This window comes from Ihubacter massiliensis (assembly GCF_024125305.1).
GTDB classification, from domain to species: domain Bacteria; phylum Bacillota; class Clostridia; order Peptostreptococcales; family Anaerovoracaceae; genus Hominibacterium; species Hominibacterium faecale.
The window spans coordinates 73,856-94,945 of record NZ_JAMXVH010000001.1 but is presented as its reverse complement, the minus strand read 5'-3'; the positions used below and the strand labels follow the sequence as shown (position 1 = coordinate 94,945).

Genomic DNA, 21,090 nt, shown 5'->3' with positions numbered 1-21,090 from the left:
ATCCTTTTTATTCTCTTCTTAATTTTTTATTCAGATAATTATACATCTCATTTTATGTTTATTCAAGTATGAAATCACAAAAAATTCATGATTGAATAAATTATTCTTGTAGAATTGTCTGGCATTCGTCTTTTGCGCACAAAAAGAGCCCCTCGGGCGAAAGCTTTAGAAATTTTCAAACAGTTTGGCTGTTCTTCTGCTCCGACGTGCTCTTTACCATTCACCTAGCGATTTTCTTTTGTAGTGTCCACGTTCATGTATACCGTGGCGGCCGTTGCCGCCAGCTTTCCGGTATCTTTACTCACGGCCTCGCAGACGATCTGCGTAATCCGCCGGCCGGCCGCAGTGGCTTTGGCCGTTACGATCAGGGTATCGCCCAGCTTGATGGGGCGAATATATTTCACATCAAGGCTGATGGTGGGCGCGTAATTTTTGCCGGCGCAGAATCTGGCGATCGCAGCCGCAGTCATATCGAAAGCTATGCAGATGGCCCCTCCGTGCATCATTCCTGCCCGGTTGGCCTGCCACTCCAGAACCGGAAATCCCAGAGAAATGGATTTCTCTTCATAAGAGCATCCGACCTTGATCGATTTCATCATTCCATTGATGGTCTTTTCCTGGCCTATGTTATTTTCATGCATCGTTTTGTCTAAATATGCTTCCATTTGTGTTTGTCCGTCCATAGAAAACCTCCTTAATCTATATATCCTGGTGCAGGATTGATTGGTTCGGCGTGCGGCAAAATCCGCCGGAGACTACACCAGTTCCGCTCCTCTTTGATAGTAACGCTCCATTTCGTCCCCAGGCACCATACTGCCCCCTGTCGCCCATACGATATGGGTCGGGGAATATCGTTCGTTGATTAACATATGTACCGGACCTTCAAATCCCGCACAGGCGGAAGGTTCGATCTGTATGTTTTCCTCATCCCACAGCAGCTTTAGATATCGATAGAGCTTGGCGTCATCCACCGTATAGCAGCCTTGGACCAAGGTGCTCACCACGTTCCCCACCAGCTTGGAAGGACGGCCCACTGCCAATCCGTCTGCTGCCGTCCTGCCGTCCAGCCCGATATCGCTGACGCTGATCCGGTCGTGGAGGCCGGTCATCATGCCTAGGGTCATGCAGGGAGCATGAGTCGGCTCTGCGAAAATGCAATGGACATGGGGTCCAAGCACAGTTTTGAGGCCAAAGGTTATGCCGCCGGGAGCACCGCCTACTCCGCAGGGCAGATAAACAAACAGCGGATGCTGTTCATCCACGGATATATGCTGTCTCTCCAGCTGGACTTGCAGGCGTTTTGCTGATGCCGCATAACCCAGGAACAAATCTTGCGAGTTCTCATCATCCACAAAGTGGCAGCTTGGGTCTTTCTCAGCCGCTGCCCGGCCTTCCGCCACCGCCCGCTGATAATCGTCTTCATATTCTACTACGGTAACGCCTCTTTCTTTTAAACGATCCTTCTTCCATTGTCTGGCGTCGGCCGACATATGTACGGTCACTTTGAATCCCAGCTTTGCGCTGATGATGCCGATGGAAAGTCCCAGATTGCCGGTGGAGCCCACTGCCACGCTGTATTGGGAAAAAAGCCTGCGAAAAGATTCTTCCGTCAGTTTGCCGTAGTCGTCGGTCAGCGACAGCATCCCTTGCTCCATGGCGATGGCTTCCGCCAGCTTTAAAATTTCATAGATGCCTCCCCGGGCTTTCACGGAGCCGGATACCGGCAGGTGGCTGTCACATTTTAAAAACAACCTGCCTTCAATATTGAGCGCCTTTGCCATCTCGGGGATTTCCCGCAGCGGTGATTCGATGATTCCGCCCATTTCCCGGGTTTCTGGAAAAGCCTTTTTTATATAGGGAGCAAACCTCTTTAGTCTAGCCTCCGCATCGTCAATATCATCCATTGTAAAAGGCAGCTGCGCTTTTTGGCCATACCTGGGATTTCCCCAATAGATTTCCCGGTACTCGCTCATAGGTCCGATCAGCGGCCATTCCTTTATCCGTGCTTCAAGTTCCATAATATTCTCCTGTCATTAAAGGATTCGATTGATCTGATTTCCCGCCAGCCATTGATCGATGTTTTCAAAGACGATCCTGGCTCGTTTTTTCATAGATTCTTCTGTTGCAAATGCCACGTGGGGCGTGACGATGGTATTGGGGGCATGCAGCAAAGGATGCTCCGTATCCAGTGGAGGTTCTTTTTCAAATACATCGATGCCCGCGCCAGCCAGCTTGCCGCTCTTCAAAGCATCTGCCAGAGCCTGCGAGTCCACGACCGGGCCTCTGGCCGCATTGATTAGGATCGCTCCGTCCTTCATGGCCGAGATCGAAGCTTTGTTAATGATATTCTTGGATTGTTCGGTCACCGGGCAGTGAAGTGTGACGATATCCGACTGACAGAGCATTTCCTCCAGGGGCATGTATTCCATCTCTTGGGTGCTGAGTTTATTAGAAAATCCGTTATATGCGATGGTCTTGCAGCCAAACGCGCGGCACAGTTCGCCCACTCTGGTACCGATGGCGCCGGTACCGATGATGCCTACTGTCTTTCCCCTCAGTTCGCTGCCGACAAGACCGTCTTTGGTCTTTCCGGCGCGGCAACGCTCATCGACCTGAGGAACGTTTCTCAGAAGAGAAAGCATCATGCACAATGTCAGCTCGGCCACCGAATCGTTGGAGTAGCCGGAAGCATTGCTTACTGCGATCCTTTGCTTTTTTGCCGCTTCCAAATCCACATGATCCACGCCTGTAAAGGCGACATCGATCAACTTCAGGTTCCGGCAGTTTTCGATCACTTGCCCTTTCAGCGGCATATTGGCGATTATGAGTATATCCGCATCCTTCGCCCGCTCAATCTGCAGGCTGAGGTCGTCCTCCCGCTCATAGGATTCAAAGGTGTGGCCCGCTGCCTTGAGGGGCTGTATATATTGGTCGAGAAGTTCTTGGCTGATGGCCAAAGATTCCAGCAATACGATTTTCATCTTGTTTATCCTCCTGTTCTTATCCTTGTTGGATACAGTCCGCGGCAAAGCGGCCGCAGCTGGATCTATTGTTGTTGTTTGGCATCCGGGGCCTTTTCCCATGGATGTGATGGACGAAAAGCATTCCGCGCCATTGCAAAATCTGTTTTCCAGGATTTGCTTAGTGTTTATTATATCAAGTGACAGGTCGGTTTGCAAGAATGGGCGCGGCGAGTTTGCGGAGGCGGCTTCGGGTGCAAGGGGGGGTGGAGATGGCGATGGCGATGGAATCGGAAACTTTTCGAAAAACTTGTCTGTTTTTACGCAAAGTTATGGGTTTGCGGGGCCTGATATGGCAAGAAAGCTTGGTCAGCTGTTGACAACTGATTTTGATGGGGTTCAATCGTTGAAAAATGCGTAAATTTAAAACTAAATTTTTTATTTTTTCCCTTGATGAAAGTTTCACCGTCCTATCACCTGCAACACAACCCCTTCTATTTCCAGTGGTCCGGCCGCTCCAGCCAATCAGGCAGACGGGTATGTTTATTGCCTTTTGCTTCGTTGATCTGCATCTGTGTCAGGAAAATGCTTTCGCTCAGATCCGCATTGCTCAGGTCAGTATCCCGCAGATCCGCTCCCAGAAAATTCGTTCCCCGTAGTTTGCATCCGCTCAGGTCAGAGGCTATCATCAGCGCCATGGAAAAATCCTGTCCGCTCAAATCGGCCTTGCCAAATTGTCTGCCAAGATATTCGCTTTCATCCAATTTTCCGGTCTTATTCCCGCCAACTGACTCGCCAACGCTGTCGCCGACTTCCTTCAGCACATGATTGACCCTTTTCCGGTATGCTTCGATATCACAGCTGCAGATATCTGCCGGAGAGTTTCCCACGGTCGTCTGAATTTTTAGGATGAGTCCTTTCAGTTCGTTTTTATGCTTTTGTGCGGCTGTCAAAGATAGGGCTTCGATCAGGTACCAAAGAATTTGGTGCAGCTGATAAACCCGTATGAAAACGTCGAACATTTCCTGCGCGCGATCCGGCGGCATGGTTTTCCAGGCGGATCCGCTGTAAATCATCTGTGTCACCTTCTGCCCGGCACCAAAGCAATCATATGCGATGCAGCCTTTCAGGCCCTCTTGTGAAAGCTGAGAGTGAATCTTGCAGCGGAAATCGGAAAGAAGATTCGGACACGGTTTTCCCGCCTTTTTATTGCTGGGAAAGCCTTCGGACTTTGAGAAATATAAAGCTGTGCAGCAAAGGCCGCAGCATTTCCCGCAGTCGATGTGAAGTTGGGCACGCAGGTCCTCAAATTGATTTTCCATATGTATATTCCGATCCATCGCGATCTCCTTTTTTCTTTACCTGTCAGTAACCATCTTTACCTATATTATATCGGATATGAGCATAAGTTGATAGAATATCTTGATTAATTAATGCGGCTTTGCCGAGAGGTGCAATGTCGAAAATTGTCGAATGAGACAATTCGTTCAACAATGTATCACTTTTAACTTATTGTTGAGATTTTTCCAACGCCTACAGGCTGCAATTCCTGACAAATGCTTTGTTATTATACAAGGTTATTTCCATTTTGGCAGCCTATAAGCCAGTGTTTTGATTTGTAAGTCCAGTCAAGAAAAGTTTGCGCTAGCCATTTCAGGAAAAGCTCCGCATTCACCCTGTTTTAGCCGCATAAACCCAGCCACAGTCCGAATTTATTTGGACATTGTGTCCAAATCACTGCATTTCGAATATAAATGGAAATTCGCGATTATACAAGCCCTTCCACTATGACCGCTCTACTGTCAACGCTGCCGGTACGCTTTGACATGATGGCTTTATATTCACTGGAGGAAAAACATTGATCCAGCTGCTCTCTTGTATCAAATCGGACGATAATGACGCGCTGCGGCTGCCTTTTTTCCGAAAGACTGCAGGGTGTATCCATTCTTGCCAGATATACGCCTCCGTAATGTTCAACGATTGGTTTCACCTCGCGGATATAGTCGTCGTATTCTCCGCGCCCTCTTTGTTCGTCGATATAGGTGTCGACGATAAAATACCATGCCATGCTTGATTCCTCCTTGCCGTTTTTCTACCTTTTAAATATATCGCCTCACGCGATTCATATACTGGCGGTATGTTTGACCGAATTGTTCCAGGCACCACCGTTCTTCTGCGAGAATGATCCAATGGGATGCGATCTGAAAGATTAAAACAAATCCGCCCAGCAGCCAGGATCGGGTAAGCAGCGCACATCCCGCAAAATAGATCAAATAGGACACATACATAGGGTTGCGGGAGCACTGGTAAAGTCCATTGCTATGCGGCCCGCCATTTGAAGGCGCAGCGAAGTTGATCATGGAAACCGTGCAGAGAAGGCAGCCCAGAATATAAATTACGAGCCCAATGTAAAATTGCGGAGAAAAATCTACGGCAATGGAAAGAAAACATAAGTACACAATGATCGCAGTATTTGAGAGCTGATAAATCCAATATGCCCCTCTTTCCTTCCCCATCATTGGCGGAAAATGAGCCGCGCGTTTGATTGCGCTTTTGTCCAAAACGGACAGCAGCCCAAACCTGATTAACAAAAATGGTATCAACAACAAAAACCCATGCATATGCTGCTCTCTTTCTTATCCCCGATGCACCCTGGTTTCTTGGATGAACCAGTGTAGTTAGTATATCATAAAATTGGAGAATTGGCGCTATATACCGGTAATCTGAACGTTTGCTAAATCTTTAGCGCCTGCAACTCCGCAAGCGGTAGATTGATGGCGATAATGAACGGCAGGCGGCTTAATTACCGGCTGCCGATCGCCTTGTAAACCTGTTCCAGCGCATATTCAGAATTACGCTCTGTGCTCAGATTGCCGATGATTAAGCGGCTGAAATGGTCAAAGTTCGCAAGATATTTGTTCCTGCCCTCGCTAAACATTCCCAATAGGATTTCTGTTGTTACGAATAGAAAAACTTGCGATAGAAGCGATTATAGCCAAAATCATATTGATTGTCCATAGCGGATCATATCCCATATTCATTTTCACAAGGATGCCTCCAAGATATGAGCTCGCAAAAGCTCCAATCTGATGTCCGATCAAGGTAAACCCATACAAAACGGCCATTTTCTCCGCGCCAAATTTACGGCTGATAATACCTGACGTGGGTGGTACAGTAGCATCGCCGCTCATTCCCAGAAGTGCTGTAGCAAGGAACGCGAAGGGCACTGTTTTGGGTAAAATGAGAAAAGCCAAAGAAATCAATACTCTCATGGCATAAACACAACCAAGGATATTTTTCATACGGAATTTTGTGCCAAGAAAACCTACAACTACCGCGCCTGTCATCGTTGCAATCCCATATACGGTAAGCGTTAAGGATGCTGTTTTTCCAGAGATTCCATAGGACAGGTATTGTGAAAACAAGTGGCTTTCAATAATAGACATATTGAAACCGCAGGTGGCAAATCCAATCAAAAGCAAACGGTAATCCCTGTCCACAAAGGCATTTTTCAAAATGGACGAAAGAGATTGATTCTCTATTGTCTTTTTATCTCTTGCAGCAACCGTGTAAGCCCTATTTTTTTTACCCAGCCAGAGGGCGACCGGAACCATTACAAGAAAAGGGACTGCTGTAACTGTCATGGCGGTGCGAACTCCAAAGTCAGAAATCATCTTTTCCAGTCCGGGAGACATCAGAGCGTCGCCAATTCCCGCGCTTGCTTGTACAATCCCGGATACAATAGCTGCCCGACGTTCCCCAAGAACCGGTGTGATCGCGCCCATAACAATTCCGAAGCAGAGCCCTGTTGTCCCAAAGGGCAAAACCAAGCCAAAGAAAATAAATAACGTACATATATTCCGGCACAACGGTGTAATCGCCAAACCAACGATGGTAAATAAAATGCCTATAAAAATCACAAAAACATTTGATTTCCGCAGTGCCAGCATTCCGAGAAACGGTTGCGCAAATCCATAAACCAGCGCTCCGGCGCCAATACAAAAACTGATACCGGCATAATCGACATGCGTTATGGATAGAAGCCCATTCAACATAATGCCGTAATTATCGTGTACTCCTTGCATAACTCCGTGAACAAGGCACGCCGCAGCCACCACGACGATGATTTGAAAAGCACCTATTTTATGTATTTTTTCCCGTTGTATCTCAAATTGCCCCATGAATAACGCCGCCTCTCTTAAGTTGCATATCAAAACATATAGATACGTCCTATCCTATTGCTAAATAGGACCTTACTGATTGCTGAATTTTGTATTCCTGAACATTTTGGAAACTGATCCTTGCGCTTCCTTCTCTTGCCTGCTATAATAACACACAGCAATACAACAAACAAATCAAAATATTTATAGATATAATTCATTTTTTTTGAAGTATTTGATGGGGGACCAATGGAGCTTAGAGGGTTAAGAACATTTCGCACAATTATTGAGGAAGGCGGTTTTTCTAAAGCTGCTGAAAAGCTGAATTATACACAGTCTACAATTACATTTCAAATGAAACAACTTGAACGCGACTTATCCACAATTTTATTTGAAAAAATTGGTAGAAAAATGGTTTTGACAAAGGCAGGAGAGCATTTAATTCCTTATGTGGATGAAGTTCTCCAGTCTGTGGATAAGTTGTCTTTTTTAGGCGAACATTTATCGGAATGCCCGGGAGACATCCAGATTGGTATCGGCGAAAGTTTGCTATGCTACAAGCTCCCTGCTATATTGAAAGAATTTCACAAGCAAGCGCCGAAAGCCCGTTTGTTCCTGCGCTCTATGAATTGTTATGATATTCGGGATGAACTTTTCAGCGGGAGGTTAGATTTAGGCGTGTTCTATGAAGACGTGGGAGGCTTTGGCTCGAATCTTACGGTTAAGCGTTTGGAGGATTATCCGGTCGTTTTGGTAGCATCCCCTAAAATAAAAAACAGGTATCCGGATTTTGTGACACCGGATAGAACGATTCCGGCCCCTCTCATCATCAATGAACCGAATTGCATATTTCGACAGATTTTTGAACAATATCTTCGTGATAAGTCAATCATTCTCGACCATACGATTGAGCTGTGGAGCATTCCGACAATCAAAAATCTTGTTAAAAACGATGTGGGCGTTTCCTTTCTCCCCGAATTTACTGTAAAAGAGGAATTAAATCGTGGTGAATTAGAGAAAATTCCAACTGATATTTCAGGCACAAACATTACTGCCGTTTGCGCACATCACAAAAACAAATGGATCAGCCCACTTATGCAACTGTTTCTAGATTTGTGTGATTCGTTTTCCTGCGGCGCGGGCCGGTAGAGTGCCCTCGGGAGGCTTAACCGGCGATTCTGAATTTGGCCTGTTCTGTAAAGCGCCGAAGTTCAGCAGATTGCAGGTCAAATGAAATATGTTCTAAGCATGGCCGATAAACGAATTATTGCGGTCCCTCAGGAAATCTGTATTCTGCGTCTGCGCGGTTTTACAAGCAAGAGCCTCCTATCGGCTTTGTAAGTCTAGCTTGTAGCTTTTAGAGAAAACGAAAGAAAAATTAAAATTTCGCTTTACACAGCATGCCCTTTTATTGTATAATAGTTTTCGGTAACAAAATAAGCGCCATTAGCTCAGCTGGATAGAGTAGCGCACTACGAATGCGAAGGTCTGGGGTTCGAATCCCTAATGGCGCGCCAGATAAAAAGCAATCTTACGAATGTGAGATTGCTTTTTTATTTGGTGTTCACAGAATTAAAGGGATTCGAACCCGAAAGGGCCGGAGCGTTAAGTTCAGCTGTCCGGCGGACAGCTGAGCAGCGACGGGTCCAAGCCGACTGAAAAAGGAGGCGCCGGCGATATGGGAATGCCTGCGGCACCTTTGCTGGTTGGAGTTATCTTTGGAGCCCGTGGCATGTGGCATCTGGGCTGGGCAGTATGCATCGCCATCGCTGCCCTCAGCCTTGTTGCCTGTGTCCTGCTGCTTGGAAATAAACGGGTGCGCAATTAAGTGGCTTCCGGAGCCAAAGAAAAGGCGGAGTCTGCGGCGATACCGGCCACAAACTCCGCTTTACCCTGCCAAACCGCTATTTTCCGGGAATTCCACTTTCGCAAGGAACGCCGGTCTGGCATTTTCCACAGCCATAGCGCGGCGCATAGGCTTCCTCCGTATAGTCCAGGAAGCTTGCACAGGGTTCGTGTGCTTTCCCCGTTTCGAAAGAGATTGCATTCACCGGACATCTTCGTATGCAAGCTCCGCAGTTGGTACAATAATCATAGAGTCCATCATATTCGCGGGGCACAGGTTCGAATTCCAAATCTGTAATGAGGCTGGCGAACCTGCCGGCGATTCCCGCCTTTGTAATCAGCCCCCGCGAAAGGCCGAAGGTTCCGAGGCCGCAGACAAAGGCAATGTGCCGCTCCGACCAGTTGCTGGTAAACTCGTAATCCGGGAATTCCACGCCCTTTGGTGTTTCACTTTTCCAAAAACGCGGATCCCATGTCGGCACAATCACAGTCCCGCTCATATGCTCAATGGTGTCTTTTAAATAAGCGCATGCTTCCGTCAAAAATGATTGGCCCTCTATTCGCCCATGAAGCCATTCCGGGGCCGGTTCCCGCCCATCTCTCGCATTAGCTAGCTTAACAGCTTCTGTGTAAGGCAGAAAAAAGGAAAGCACTGTTCTGCCCTCCGGCATCCAATCCTTGGGCAGCATAAAATGTTCTCCTATGGCCTCCGGTTTTTTCAACGCTTCAAAGAGAACATCGGATACTGGGGCCGCCCCGATCAGCGGAGCATCATAAATCCGCAGGCCGATCAAATCCTTTGTGATAGCGTTCTCTTCATTTAGGTAGTTTCCAGAAGCCTGACAAACAAAGTCCGTCAGCTTCGCTTCCAACACATTTAAATGTTTCATTTTCCAGCCTCCCTGGTTAATCAAAACATACCGTTTAAAAACGGAAGAAATCGGGAATTGCTAATAGTATCAAATTATTCAGATTGGAGAATACCCATGTACGGAATCATCGCCGGTCTATTTGTAATACTGGCAAGCGTCATCGGCTCCCTGGCCGGTCTGATTTTCAAGAAAATCACCCACCGGGCCAACGATATGATCTTGGGCTTTGCCTCCGGCGTTATGCTTACAGCTGCCTTTTTAGGCCTGCTTCCCACGGCCTTTGAACAGTTTCGCCCGATCCCTGTTTTAACCGGCGCCGCCGGCGTCTTTGCGGGGGCATTTTTAATCAGCCTCATCGACCGCTTTGTCCCCCATGTCCACTTTGACGGCGGGCATATGAAGGAAAGCGAAACAAAAGGCCACGGCAGCAGAGTCCTGCTGCTCATCATCGCCATTGCCATCCACAACATCCCCGAAGGGCTTGCCACCGGTATCGTTTTCAGCGATGGCCTCACCGACAGCGCAGTGATGGTGGCCGTATCTATGATCGTGCAGAAAATACCGGAGGGTCTGATTGTAGCTGTTCCGCTTCTGGGGATGGGCATGAAACGACTAAAAGCCTTTAAAATCAGCTTGCTGATCGCCTTTATGATGCTCCCGGGAATCGTGGCCGGAGTCCTGCTGGGAGCCCTGCCAACCCTGCTTTCATCGTTTTTCTACGCATTTACTTTCGGCGCCATCGTCTACGTGGTCAGCGATGAAATCATTCCCGAATCCCACGAACATGGGTATCAGCGGGCCGCCACCTTTTCTCTCATTACCGGAGTCATTGTGGTGGTGCTCATGCAGCATATCTGATCGAGGGCTAAAACTCATACAATCCGGCAAAAACTTCACCGATTGGATGATTGATCACCAGATCGGCCCGTTCGTCGTACTGGGTTTGGGACTTATTGATTAAGATCAGATGCTTTCCCTGAAAATGCTCCACCAGCCCCGCAGCCGGATAAACCACCAGGGAAGTGCCGCCCACAATGAGCGTTTCTGCCTGCTTAATGGCTGCAATGGCCTGATCCAGCGCATCGCTTCCCACTTCTTCTTGATACAGGACAATGTCCGGCTTTACAATGCCGCCGCAGGCCTGGCACAGAGGCACGCCGTCCGCTTCCAGCACGTATTCCATGCTGTGGGACAAGCCGCATTTCATACAGTAGTTTCTCAGAACGGAACCGTGGAGCTCGATTACGTTTTTGCTGCCGGCCGCCTGATGGAGGCCGTCGATATTCTGGGTAATGACCGCCTTGACCTTTCCCTGCCGCTCCAGCCTCGCCAGCGCCCGATGAGCCTCATTGGGCTTGGCTTCCGGATAGAGTAGGTTTTTTCTGTAATACTCGAAAAACACCTCCGGTTTTCTGTCAAAGAAGGGACGGCAAATAATCTCTTCCGAAGGGCGGCCGTATTCGGTCCAGGCTTTATAAATCCCCTCATCTGAGCGGAAATCAGGAATGCCGCTTTCTGTGGAAACGCCGGCGCCGCCGAAAAACACGATGTTTTCGCTCTCTTCGACGATTTTTACAAACTCTTTGTTTCTCATGATGTTCACCTCGCATGCGCATCGCGCACTAACTTTGTTTTCTCTATTGGGTCATTATACCACTAATCCTTCGAGAAGCAAAACTGCCCCCAGGTTTCCCCAGAGGCAGCTTTCCATTTTCTTTTACTTCACTTTAACCTTCTTCACAGCGCTGTATGCACCGTAAAGTTTCTGGCTTCCGGCTTTCTTGTAAGCTCGGACTTTCACATAATAGGTCTTCTTGGACTTGAGCTTTTTGATGGCTCTCTTTGTTGTTTTATTCTTGCTGATGGTAACGTTTTTCTTACCCTTTTTAAAATTCTTTTTCTGGGCATATGTAATTTGATAGCCGCTGGCTTTGGTGTCTTTCTTCCAGCTGACGGTCATACTCTTTTTTCCTGCTTTGGCTTTGATACCGGCAACCTTTTTCGGTGTAACGGTGATGTTAACAGTTTTGCTTCCTCCTCCATAGAGGTCTGTGGCGGCAGCAGTGATTGTAATCGTTGCTTTTCCTGTGCCCTTAATGGTCACTACGCCGCTCGCGCTGACTGCCGCTACTTTTGTGTTGCTGGAGCTGAAGGTCAGAGCGCCGCCGTTTGAAGCGCTTGCGCCCAAGTTAAAAGCTTTGCTGCCGTATGCTTTTGTAAACGAGCTTGCTCCGCTGATGGTCTGGGCCGGTTTTGAGCCGATATTGATATAGCGGAAACCATTGGCTGCTGCATAGTTTGCGGCGGCAGAGGTTGGGGAGTAGCCGTAGATGATGAAGTTTGGGATCTTAGAGTAAATTTCTTTTCCCGATGAATTTTCAAACTTATCATAACCTACAGCGTAAGCGCCAATGCTGGTTACTGTGTTTGGAATCGTAATGCTGTTCAAATCCTCTCCAACTAACAGATCCGACTTCATTGAAGTAACCGTATATGTTCCCGGATTATATACATCGTCCTTCGATGCCGTTACCGATGATGGAATTGTCAAAGTTTTGACTGCATCGTCATAAGCATAAACGCTGCTAACTTTTGCCGTTTTGCTTTTTGTAAACAGGGTGAATTGACAATCAACTGAACCTTTATCTATCCAAAGCAGCTCACTTCCTGCTCTCAAATAGTAAGAAGGACTCCAGCGCGTATCACCGTCTTTTTCTACATACGCATAAATCCATAGAGCGCTCTCGCTTTCTGCTAATCCTGTTACTCCTATCTTGTTCCCGTTTTTATCAATCCTAACTACGCCTGTAATTGGATTATCGTCGATATCTTCCACAGCTACATTGTAATCAGATGGAATTACACTGTTTTCCGGTATTGTTTTTAAGTACAAATTCAGTGTGTTATTAACACCAACAAAACCTTCTTGATTGTCAGCTCCGTCCACAAGATACCAATCGTAAGCATCACCAACATAAATTGTCAGCACCTTCGTATAATCGTCAATTTCATTAAAGGCCCGAACTTGTACAATTCCGCTTTGTTTTCCAGTAGCAGTCACGCCATTGCTATTTGTTTCACTCAACGAAAGAATCTGATCTCCATTATCATCATCATTTGTCACTTCCCAAGTCCAATCTGTCTGGTTAATTGTTGTTTCGTCATCCGATCCAACTTTTAACTTCATTGTGTTGTTTCCCGATGAAGTACCAAGTGTTGTATACAATGATTCGTACTCATCCACATAGGGGTTGTTGTCAAAGGAACCCCCTTCGGCGGATTTAACGACATAGCCAGAGCTTTCATTATATCCGCAATAAACCCTCAGCGCAGCCAGAATATTCCCCTCGTCATCTGTAACCGTTATACTTGCATAACCTCTGGAAACAGCATTTATTATCCCATCGGATGTTATTGTGATCGTTTCAGTATCAGCAGAATTCCAAGACCACCCACTTGGCAAAGTGGTTATTGGGCTGCTCATTTCAAATAAATACAACTGCACGCTATCGTTTAGGTCCATATATAAATCGTCAATATCTCCCTCTCCCGCTGAGTTGTTTGTAATATAAAACCCGCTTCCTTCCGACCGCGGCGTTGCCTTAACTTTATTCTCTTTACCGTATGCCAGCATCGGAACGGCAAACACCGTCATCAGCATCATCAATGCAATAACTAAACTAATTCGTTTTTTGACTTTCAAAATATGTCCTCCTCTTAATAAGTGCATAGCGCCAATACCCGTTTTTATCACAAGTCGTTCGCCTCTTAGAGATATAAGACGGCGATCTTCTCTATGATTTTTATTACTGATATTTAAAATATATATTCGATTTTATTATATATATTTATACTGCACGCTGTCAAGGAATATAGATACAGAGAATTTACACAATTTTTGCTTCCATATATTACAATAATATGCATAGAGAGGACACTGTCATGTATGAAAAATTCTTTGCCAACAGATTAACGGAGCTGCGCCTTCAAAAGGGTGTGTCTGCCCGTGATATGAGCCTGTCAATCGGCCAGAGTGCTTCCTATATCAACCGCATTGAGAATAAGCAGATGCTTCCTTCCATGACGGTGTTTTTCTATATCTGTGAATACTTCGATATCACGCCCAGAGATTTTTTCGATAGCAGTCAGTTTACTGACATAAAGATCCTCCAGCTGATGAATGATTTGAGGGAGATCGATCCCGATCAGTTCAATCACATTGCGGCAATTGTCAAAGGTTTGAAAAAATAGTTCGCCTTTTGTACAGCATCACCCTCTGGAAAACTTCAATGCATCTTTAACAAGGACCAATTGGTCCTTTTGTTACTTAACGAATCAATGGCAGCACCTTTAAAAGCTCTCTTTTGTTGCTCCTGGGTGAAAAAAAGTATCAAGTTAAAGGCGGATTTGCTTAAATACCGACAGCTTCGTATAAATAGAAAACCGCCTCCGGGATTTTCTTCGGAGACAGCTTTTTATCATGTTTTCTTATTTCACTTTGACCTTTTTCGCACCACTGTATGCGCCGTAAAGTTTCTGACTCCCGGCTTTTTTATATGCCCGTACTTTTACATAATAAGTCTTCTTAGCCTTCAACTTTTTGATGGTTTTCTTCGTTGTCTTGTTTTTGCTGATGATCACGTTCTTTTTGCCTTTTTTGAACTTTTTGTTCTGGGCGTAGGTGATCTGGTAGCCGCTGGCTTTAGTGTCTTTTTTCCAGCTGACGGTCATGCGCTTTTTACCGGCTTTGGCTTTCAGGCCCGCTGCTTTTTTCGGGTTGACGGTGATGGTAACTGTCTTAGCCGCTGCATTGTAGTTAGCCGTGGCAGCGGCAGTAATGGTGATCTGTACTTTTCCCGTGTTTTTGATCGTCACTTTTCCGGTGCTGGAAACAGTGGCGATTTTGGGGTTGCTGGACTGGTAGGACAGCTGGCCGCCGCCGGAGGCTGCTGCGTTTAGGGTAAATGGCTTGCTGCCGTAGGCTTTTGTGAAGGTATCGGCACCACTGATGGTTTGATTCCCTTTCGCCGGCTTGGTCGGCGTTACTGAATTTTCAGGTGGCTGTGGCTGTTCAATTGTCACACTCGTGCCAGCGATGCCACTGTATCCACCATAAAGTTTTTTACCATCTGCTATTTTATAACCCCGCACCTTATAGTAATATGTCCCGCTCTTAGCCGGCTGATCTTGATAGCTTGGAGCCTTTGTGCTATCGATCTGATTGTATGTACCTTGTTCTGCGGCTGCCCTATATACTTCATATCCGGCAAATGTTTCATCCTTGCTCCATTCCAGCAAAGCAGTATCCTTGGCCTTTAATGTCACTTTCAAATCTTCAATCGCAGGAAGCTGGTCAATGCTCTCTTCCGACATCTTTACTTCAATTGGTAAAGTTGCTTTTAGATTGGTTCCTGGTACTGATATGGTCAGATTGGTTTCACCGATCATATTTCCAATCAATGTAATCTCGGCCGAACCACTCTCATTGATTTTGCTTACGCTTCCAACTTGAGCAATATCATTAAGTCCTGTAACACATTCAAAGGTTTCTGTGCCTACAGCATTTATCAGTTCAACAGAACATTCACTGGTTCCGCCATAGATCACCGTTGCTTTTTGCGGCAGCACAAGGGAACGTTCCTTCTCATATTTTTTACTTAGTGAACAAGCGTCAATCGCATTGCCAGCATAATTCTTAACTGCATTATTAACTACAATCTGGTATGCTCCATCCTTATCCACGCTGTACAGCATGCCGAATTTCAGTTTATAACTCTTTGCGAAAACCTTTCCGTCCATGTTCTTTTGGTTTTCGTCATATTCCAATGTGTAAGGTACATTCTTTCCTTTCGGGTCCTTTATGGTAATTGCTGTTACCGTGTTCGGGTCCATATACTGTGAAAAGGTAATCTGTGCATGATCATCAAAGACCGCTGCGCTTTCTACAACTGGCTTGATCTTTGATACCATACCAATGTTCACCTCTGTCTGAGGAGGCGGAACTGGAAGCCATTCACTATAGGTTGTCTGGTATCCTTCTTTTTCGTATTTAACCTGCCATAATCCTTCGGGTACATCCCATGCGTAAGTGCCATCTTCCGCGGTAATCAGCGGATTAATCTGATCATATTCGGAAGCATCCCATTTAATTGTGTTGGATTTTTCATTTTCTTTGTAATAAGCAGTAACCTTTACATCTCTGATACGGTTGTCAGTCACACCCTCGTAGACGTAGCCGCTTGGGTCGATCGCCCATTGAATATTTAATCTGCTTCTTCCGCCTGAAAGTATCCCTGCCATCCGCGCATCCCAAAAGAAATCTGAGGTCATTCCAATTGCTCCTACCAATAATCCAAGACCTAAGCCTGCCGGACCAAGTGCCATCGTTCCTACATAAGTCAGCCCCGCAACTAAGACACTGAATTTAATCTTGTCATCACGCAATTCCTTGTTTTTTCTTGTAGCCTCCTGCTTTTCTCCAATAGTCATATTTGATTTTTCAATCTGGTTTTGAATATCTCCATATTCATACCATGCACTAATCGTATCTGCAGCGATTCCAATCCCAGTTAAATATTTGTTAACTGTTTCAAATCCATCTCCTGTCAACTCTTCAATCACATATTTTATTGTTTTATTATTTAAAACGTCATCTGCAAAAATGATCATTTTCCCAGGACTGCTCCCTATTGTCAAAATATATGGTCTTCCATTTTCATCCTCCTGAACATATTTCTTTATTGTCTCGTATCCACTTAGGGCATCCCCAATAATCGACCTGGCTGCTGTATTAATTTTTTCTACATTTAGCTTTAATTTCACATTGTTTAACCCTTTGTCAGGATCAGACAAATTCAGTTCTGCTTCATAAACATTTGAATTATTTGTTATGACATTAACATCGCTATTTTTTATCAAACCGCTTAAAGGTTTTGTGTATTCCTCAGAAGTCACATCAACAATGTCTCCAACTTTGATTGGAGATGTTTTCTTCTTCTCTTGATATTCCACAGAAAGTTCCCCTGGTACATAGTTTTTATTACCATTATCAAAGAAACCTGCCGCAATAAAACTATTACTTTTTGCATCCCATATCGCTTTCATTCTTTGTTTTATATTATTACGTTCGCTCACAATATGAACATTATCAATTTCTTGTGGGTTTGAGAATTTAGTCTCAAATGTAAATTGATTACCTGGTACAAAGGTAACATTAGGCCTTGCACCATCCGCATTCAAATCATAACATTCATTTCGATAATACATTTTAAAATCTGTAAGTACTGCAGCATTTTTTTGATATTTTATCTCCGTTGTCGCTTCAATTCGTTCTCCTGAAGAGTTTTCAGATATTGCTTTCAGCATGTATCTTTTATTTTCTGAAGGTGCCTTGATTTCTACTGCGCCCTTGTAATTTCCAGCCTTGTTTGCTACCACACTGGTTTTATATTCATCATCTAAATATATTTTTATATCTTCTGCTGTCGATGACACTCCTTTAAATACGATATCTTTACTATCCGTTATCTCATTCGCTTCCAACGACAATACCGGAATTTCATCATTAATAACACCAATTACTTCACTATCAGCAACCCCATTTTTTGTAAAGTTAAACTTAGCATAGCTGCGCATAGAAGTCGCATCTGTTGGCCGTACGCTCAGTCGTATTTTTCCAGTTCGCTTTGTAACCGGGATTGTAATAACACCCTGATTTTCAGTATAATCTGTACAGAGTTCACCATCTACAGTCAGCGTCTGACTCACAATCTCCGCAGTTGCAGGGATTTTAATTACAACCTTCATATTGGACAAAGATACAAACTTATTATTTTTAATAGCATAGCCCAAACTAAGCGGTATGTATCCATTGTTAATCGTTGTTGATGAAAAATTAGTCTCGTAATATGTAGCGTCATAATTCAATATGCTGTTTGAAGTATCAAATTTACTATCTGTCAATACAACTTCCAAATTATTATCCATTGCGTAAATACAGGCATATGAATTAGCCGCACAGTATATTACAATGTCCGGACACCTGTAGAAAGCTTGATATCCTATGGATTTTACGGAGTTTGGGATTTCTGCTTTGGTCAGTTTAGTGCAATTGTTAAATGCAGAACTGCCTATCTTGGCCACTTTTTCAGGAATTGCCACTTCTCCCAATCCAACGCACTTAAAAAATGCACTGTCCCCTATTATTTGCAAAGTTGACGGATACGTTACATTGCTCAGGTTAATGCAGTTGCCAAACGCGGATGTGCCGATCTCCGTCACACCCTCAGGGATCGTCACGTTCTCGATTCCATCACAATCGTAAAACAGATTTTCCACGATTCTTTTCGTCCCTTCTTCAAAGCAGACGTCTTTCAATTTGGCACAACCTGCAAACGGTCCTACCTGATATCCTCCGGCCGTACCGCTCTTTTGCAGGCTTTTTGGAATCTCAATCGATCCCAGCGCCTTGCAGTTGTAAAAACTTCTCCCTTTCAGATTCTCCAGGTTCTTTGGCAGAATGACTTCTTCCAATTTTATGCATTCGCTGAACGCATACCCCTCGATTACAGTCACGCTGTCTGGCAGCTTCACTTTCGTGAGCGCGCTGCATCCAAGAAACGCAGACTCCCCTATCGTCTCCAATTTCTCCGGCAGTTCCAGGCTGGCCAATCCGGTACACTTGACAAATGCAGATTCCCCTATCTTTTGCAGGCTCAACGGATACCTCACGCTAATCAGATTTACGCAGTTGCCAAACGCGGATGTGCCGATCTCCGTCACACCCTCAGGGATCGTCACGTTCTCGATTCCATCACAATCGTAAAACAGATTTTCCACGATTCTTTTCGTCCCTTCTTCAAAGCAGACGTCTTTCAATTTGGCACAACCTGCAAACGGTCCTACCTGATATCCTCCGGCCGTACCGCTCTTTTGCAGGCTTTTTGGAATCTCAATCGATCCCAGCGCCTTGCAGTTGTAAAAACTTCTCCCTTTCAGATTCTCCAGGTTCTTTGGCAGAATGACTTCTTCCAATTTTATGCATTCGCTGAACGCATACCCCTCGATTACAGTCACGCTGTCTGGCAGCTTCACTTTCGTGAGCGCGCTGCATCCAAGAAACGCAGACTCCCCTATCGTCTCCAATTTCTCTGGCAGTTCCAGGCTGGCCAATCCGGTACACTTGACAAATGCAGATTCCCCTATCTTTTGCAGGCTCAACGGATACCTCACGCTAATCAGATTTACGCAGTTGCCAAACGCGGATGTGCCGATCTCCGTCACACCCTCAGGGATCGTCACGTTCTCGATTCCATCACAATCGTAAAACAGATTTTCCACGATTCTTTTCGTCCCTTCTTCAAAGCAGACGTCTTTCAATTTGGCACAACCTGCAAACGGTCCTACCTGATATCCTCCGGCCGTACCGCTCTTTTGCAGGCTTTTTGGAATCTCAATCGACCCCAGCGCCTTGCAGTTGTAAAAACTTCTCCCTTTCAGATTCTCCAGGTTCTTTGGCAGAATGACTTCTTCCAATTTTATGCATTCGCTGAACGCATACCCCTCGATTACAGTCACGCTGTCTGGCAGCTTCACTTTCGTGAGCGCGCTGCATCCAAGAAACGCAGACTCCCCTATCGTCTCCAATTTTTCCGGCAGTTCCAGGCTGGCCAATCCGGTACACTTGACAAATGCAGATTCCCCTATCTTTTGCAGGCTCAACGGATACCTCACGCTAATCAGATTTACGCAGTTGCCAAACGCGGATGTGCCGATCTCCGTCACACCCTCAGGGATCGTCACGTTCTCGATTCCATCACAATCGTAAAACAGATTTTCCACGATTCTTTTCGTCCCTTCTTCAAAGCGGACGTCTTTCAATTTGGCACAACCTGCAAACGGTCCTACCTGATATCCTCCGGCCGTACCGCTCTTTTGCAGGCTTTTTGGAATCTCAATCGACCCCAGCGCCTTGCAGTTGTAAAAACTTCTCCCTTTCAGATTTTCCAGGTTCTTTGGCAGAATGACTTCTTCCAATTTTATGCATTCGCTGAACGCATACCCCTCGATTACAGTCACGCTGTCTGGCAGCTTCACTTTCGTGAGCGCGCTGCATCCAAGAAACGCAGATTCCCCTATCGTCTCCAATTTCTCCGGCAGTTCCAGGCTGGCCAATCCGGTACACTTGACAAATGCAGATTCCCCTATCTTTTGCAGGCTCAACGGATACCTCACGCTAATCAGATTTACGCAGTTGCCAAACGCGGATGTGCCGATCTCCGTCACACCCTCAGGGATCGTCACGTTCTCGATTCCATCACAATCGTAAAACAGATTTTCCACGATTCTTTTCGTCCCTTCTTCAAAGCGGACGTCTTTCAATTTGGCACAACCTGCAAACGGTCCTACCTGATATCCTCCGGCCGTACCGCTCTTTTGCAGGCTTTTTGGAATCTCAATCGATCCCAGCGCCTTGCAGTTGTAAAAACTTCTCCCTTTCAGATTCTCCAGGTTCTTTGGCAGAATGATTTCTTCCAATTTTATGCATTCGCTGAACGCATACCCCTCGATTACAGTCACGCTGTCTGGCAGCTTCACTTTCGTGAGCGCGCTGCATCCAAGAAACGCAGATTCCCCTATCGTCTCAACCGAAACATTATTTATCACAGAAGATATCACAACTCCAGTTACACTTTCATCACACCCCGTAATCGTCCCCGTCGCTTCATCAAAATAAATATTCCCGCCAGTCACGCCTTCACTAACAGCAATATCCTTACTACTTGCCGCTTGTGCAGTCGCTTTGCTCGCTTTTGAAGGTTCCGGTTTCTCTTCTTTTGCCTTAGTAGGCTCGACTGACGTTACTGTTTTTATTTGCACGTCTTTTGCTTCTGATTGCTTCTCAGCCGCAGCCCCAATCGCCGGATTGGCTAATATTGTTGCAAACATCATCACTGAAGTCATCAAACTTATCCATTTCTTTTTCATAATACCGCTCCTTATTTAACCGACATAAATTATATATTTTCAGCTCTAATTTTTTTATATTGCTGTATGCTTAGCATAACTTACACGATCAGTTATTCATACACTCAACTTCACATCATCATTGTCCGCAACCACAACAACTCGTAACGTTTAGCCCTCAAAACGTAGCATTTGGAACCAAACAAAAAAGAGTACCCTAAGGCACCCCGTTTCCCCATTATAATCGCTCACTTTGATCGAGCATCATTTTTTTATTCATATAAATTT

Annotated in this window: 16 protein-coding genes and 1 tRNA gene; 6 read left to right on the top strand and 11 right to left on the bottom strand. The window is 45.5% G+C overall.

Annotated elements, in window-relative coordinates; translation table 11 throughout:
- Nucleotides 1-224: 224 nt before the first annotated feature.
- From NIA71_RS00475 to NIA71_RS00465, 3 genes are all read right to left on the bottom strand, one after another.
- Nucleotides 225-683, bottom strand: coding sequence for a PaaI family thioesterase (locus NIA71_RS00475; RefSeq protein WP_148396719.1), 459 nt, complete (start codon nt 681-683; stop codon nt 225-227).
- 72 nt (nt 684-755) lie between these two features.
- Nucleotides 756-2,018, bottom strand: a complete 1,263-nt coding sequence (locus NIA71_RS00470; RefSeq protein WP_269478789.1) for a D-serine ammonia-lyase — start codon at nt 2,016-2,018, stop codon at nt 756-758.
- A 15-nt stretch (nt 2,019-2,033) separates the two neighbouring features.
- Nucleotides 2,034-2,981, bottom strand: coding sequence for a 2-hydroxyacid dehydrogenase (locus NIA71_RS00465; protein ID WP_148396721.1), 948 nt, complete (start codon nt 2,979-2,981; stop codon nt 2,034-2,036).
- Between NIA71_RS00465 and NIA71_RS00460 the strand changes: the two genes are divergently transcribed.
- Complete coding sequence (locus tag NIA71_RS00460) at nt 2,950-3,381, top strand: hypothetical protein (protein ID WP_253019358.1); 432 nt, start codon at nt 2,950-2,952, stop codon at nt 3,379-3,381. The genes NIA71_RS00465 and NIA71_RS00460 overlap by 32 nt on opposite strands.
- A 73-nt stretch (nt 3,382-3,454) precedes the next feature.
- Here the strand turns inward: NIA71_RS00460 and NIA71_RS00455 are convergent, their stop codons facing one another.
- From NIA71_RS00455 to NIA71_RS00440, 4 genes are all read right to left on the bottom strand, one after another.
- Complete coding sequence (locus NIA71_RS00455) at nt 3,455-4,300, bottom strand: pentapeptide repeat-containing protein (protein WP_253019357.1); 846 nt, start codon at nt 4,298-4,300, stop codon at nt 3,455-3,457.
- Nucleotides 4,301-4,728: 428 nt separating this feature from the next.
- Nucleotides 4,729-5,028, bottom strand: a complete 300-nt coding sequence (locus tag NIA71_RS00450; RefSeq protein ID WP_253019356.1) for a DUF1330 domain-containing protein — start codon at nt 5,026-5,028, stop codon at nt 4,729-4,731.
- Nucleotides 5,029-5,059: 31 nt separating this feature from the next.
- Nucleotides 5,060-5,581 (bottom strand): methyltransferase family protein, encoded by a 522-nt coding sequence (locus NIA71_RS00445; protein ID WP_148396723.1) that lies wholly within the window; start codon nt 5,579-5,581, stop codon nt 5,060-5,062.
- A 309-nt stretch (nt 5,582-5,890) separates the two neighbouring features.
- Nucleotides 5,891-7,141, bottom strand: a complete 1,251-nt coding sequence (locus NIA71_RS00440; RefSeq protein WP_253019355.1) for an MFS transporter — start codon at nt 7,139-7,141, stop codon at nt 5,891-5,893.
- A 228-nt stretch (nt 7,142-7,369) separates the two neighbouring features.
- Here NIA71_RS00440 and NIA71_RS00435 point away from each other — a divergent pair, with 228 nt between their 5' ends.
- The 3 genes from NIA71_RS00435 to NIA71_RS00425 all read left to right on the top strand — a co-directional run bounded on the left by NIA71_RS00435 (nt 7,370) and on the right by NIA71_RS00425 (nt 8,948).
- Entirely contained in the window at nt 7,370-8,269 is a 900-nt protein-coding gene (locus tag NIA71_RS00435; protein WP_148396725.1) for a LysR family transcriptional regulator, read from the top strand.
- 291 nt (nt 8,270-8,560) lie between these two features.
- Nucleotides 8,561-8,637: transfer RNA gene (locus NIA71_RS00430), tRNA-Arg, on the top strand.
- Between the two features lie 161 nt (nt 8,638-8,798).
- Nucleotides 8,799-8,948 (top strand): hypothetical protein, encoded by a 150-nt coding sequence (locus tag NIA71_RS00425; protein ID WP_227754848.1) that lies wholly within the window; start codon nt 8,799-8,801, stop codon nt 8,946-8,948.
- A 76-nt stretch (nt 8,949-9,024) separates the two neighbouring features.
- Here the strand turns inward: NIA71_RS00425 and NIA71_RS00420 are convergent, their stop codons facing one another.
- The gene (locus NIA71_RS00420) at nt 9,025-9,855 is read right to left on the bottom strand and encodes a 4Fe-4S binding protein (RefSeq protein WP_253019354.1); all 831 of its coding nucleotides are present in this window, start codon (nt 9,853-9,855) and stop codon (nt 9,025-9,027) included.
- 96 nt (nt 9,856-9,951) lie between these two features.
- Between NIA71_RS00420 and NIA71_RS00415 the strand changes: the two genes are divergently transcribed.
- The gene (locus tag NIA71_RS00415) at nt 9,952-10,695 is read left to right on the top strand and encodes a ZIP family metal transporter (RefSeq protein ID WP_227754846.1); all 744 of its coding nucleotides are present in this window, start codon (nt 9,952-9,954) and stop codon (nt 10,693-10,695) included.
- Between the two features lie 7 nt (nt 10,696-10,702).
- Here the strand turns inward: NIA71_RS00415 and NIA71_RS00410 are convergent, their stop codons facing one another.
- Together NIA71_RS00410 and NIA71_RS00405 are read right to left on the bottom strand one after the other, a co-directional pair.
- Entirely contained in the window at nt 10,703-11,431 is a 729-nt protein-coding gene (locus NIA71_RS00410) for an NAD-dependent protein deacylase (protein ID WP_148396728.1), read from the bottom strand.
- Nucleotides 11,432-11,554: 123 nt separating this feature from the next.
- On the bottom strand, nt 11,555-13,540 hold the full coding sequence (locus NIA71_RS00405) for a fibronectin type III domain-containing protein (RefSeq protein ID WP_253019353.1): 1,986 nt from the start codon (nt 13,538-13,540) through the stop codon (nt 11,555-11,557).
- A gap of 239 nt (nt 13,541-13,779) precedes the next feature.
- Between NIA71_RS00405 and NIA71_RS00400 the strand changes: the two genes are divergently transcribed.
- The gene (locus tag NIA71_RS00400) at nt 13,780-14,088 is read left to right on the top strand and encodes a helix-turn-helix domain-containing protein (RefSeq protein ID WP_148396730.1); all 309 of its coding nucleotides are present in this window, start codon (nt 13,780-13,782) and stop codon (nt 14,086-14,088) included.
- 237 nt (nt 14,089-14,325) lie between these two features.
- Here NIA71_RS00400 and NIA71_RS00395 read toward each other — a convergent pair whose 3' ends face one another.
- A complete protein-coding gene (locus NIA71_RS00395) occupies nt 14,326-20,823 on the bottom strand; it encodes a leucine-rich repeat protein (protein WP_253019352.1) in 6,498 nt (2,165 codons plus the stop codon).
- Between the last annotated feature and the right edge of the window lie 267 nt (nt 20,824-21,090).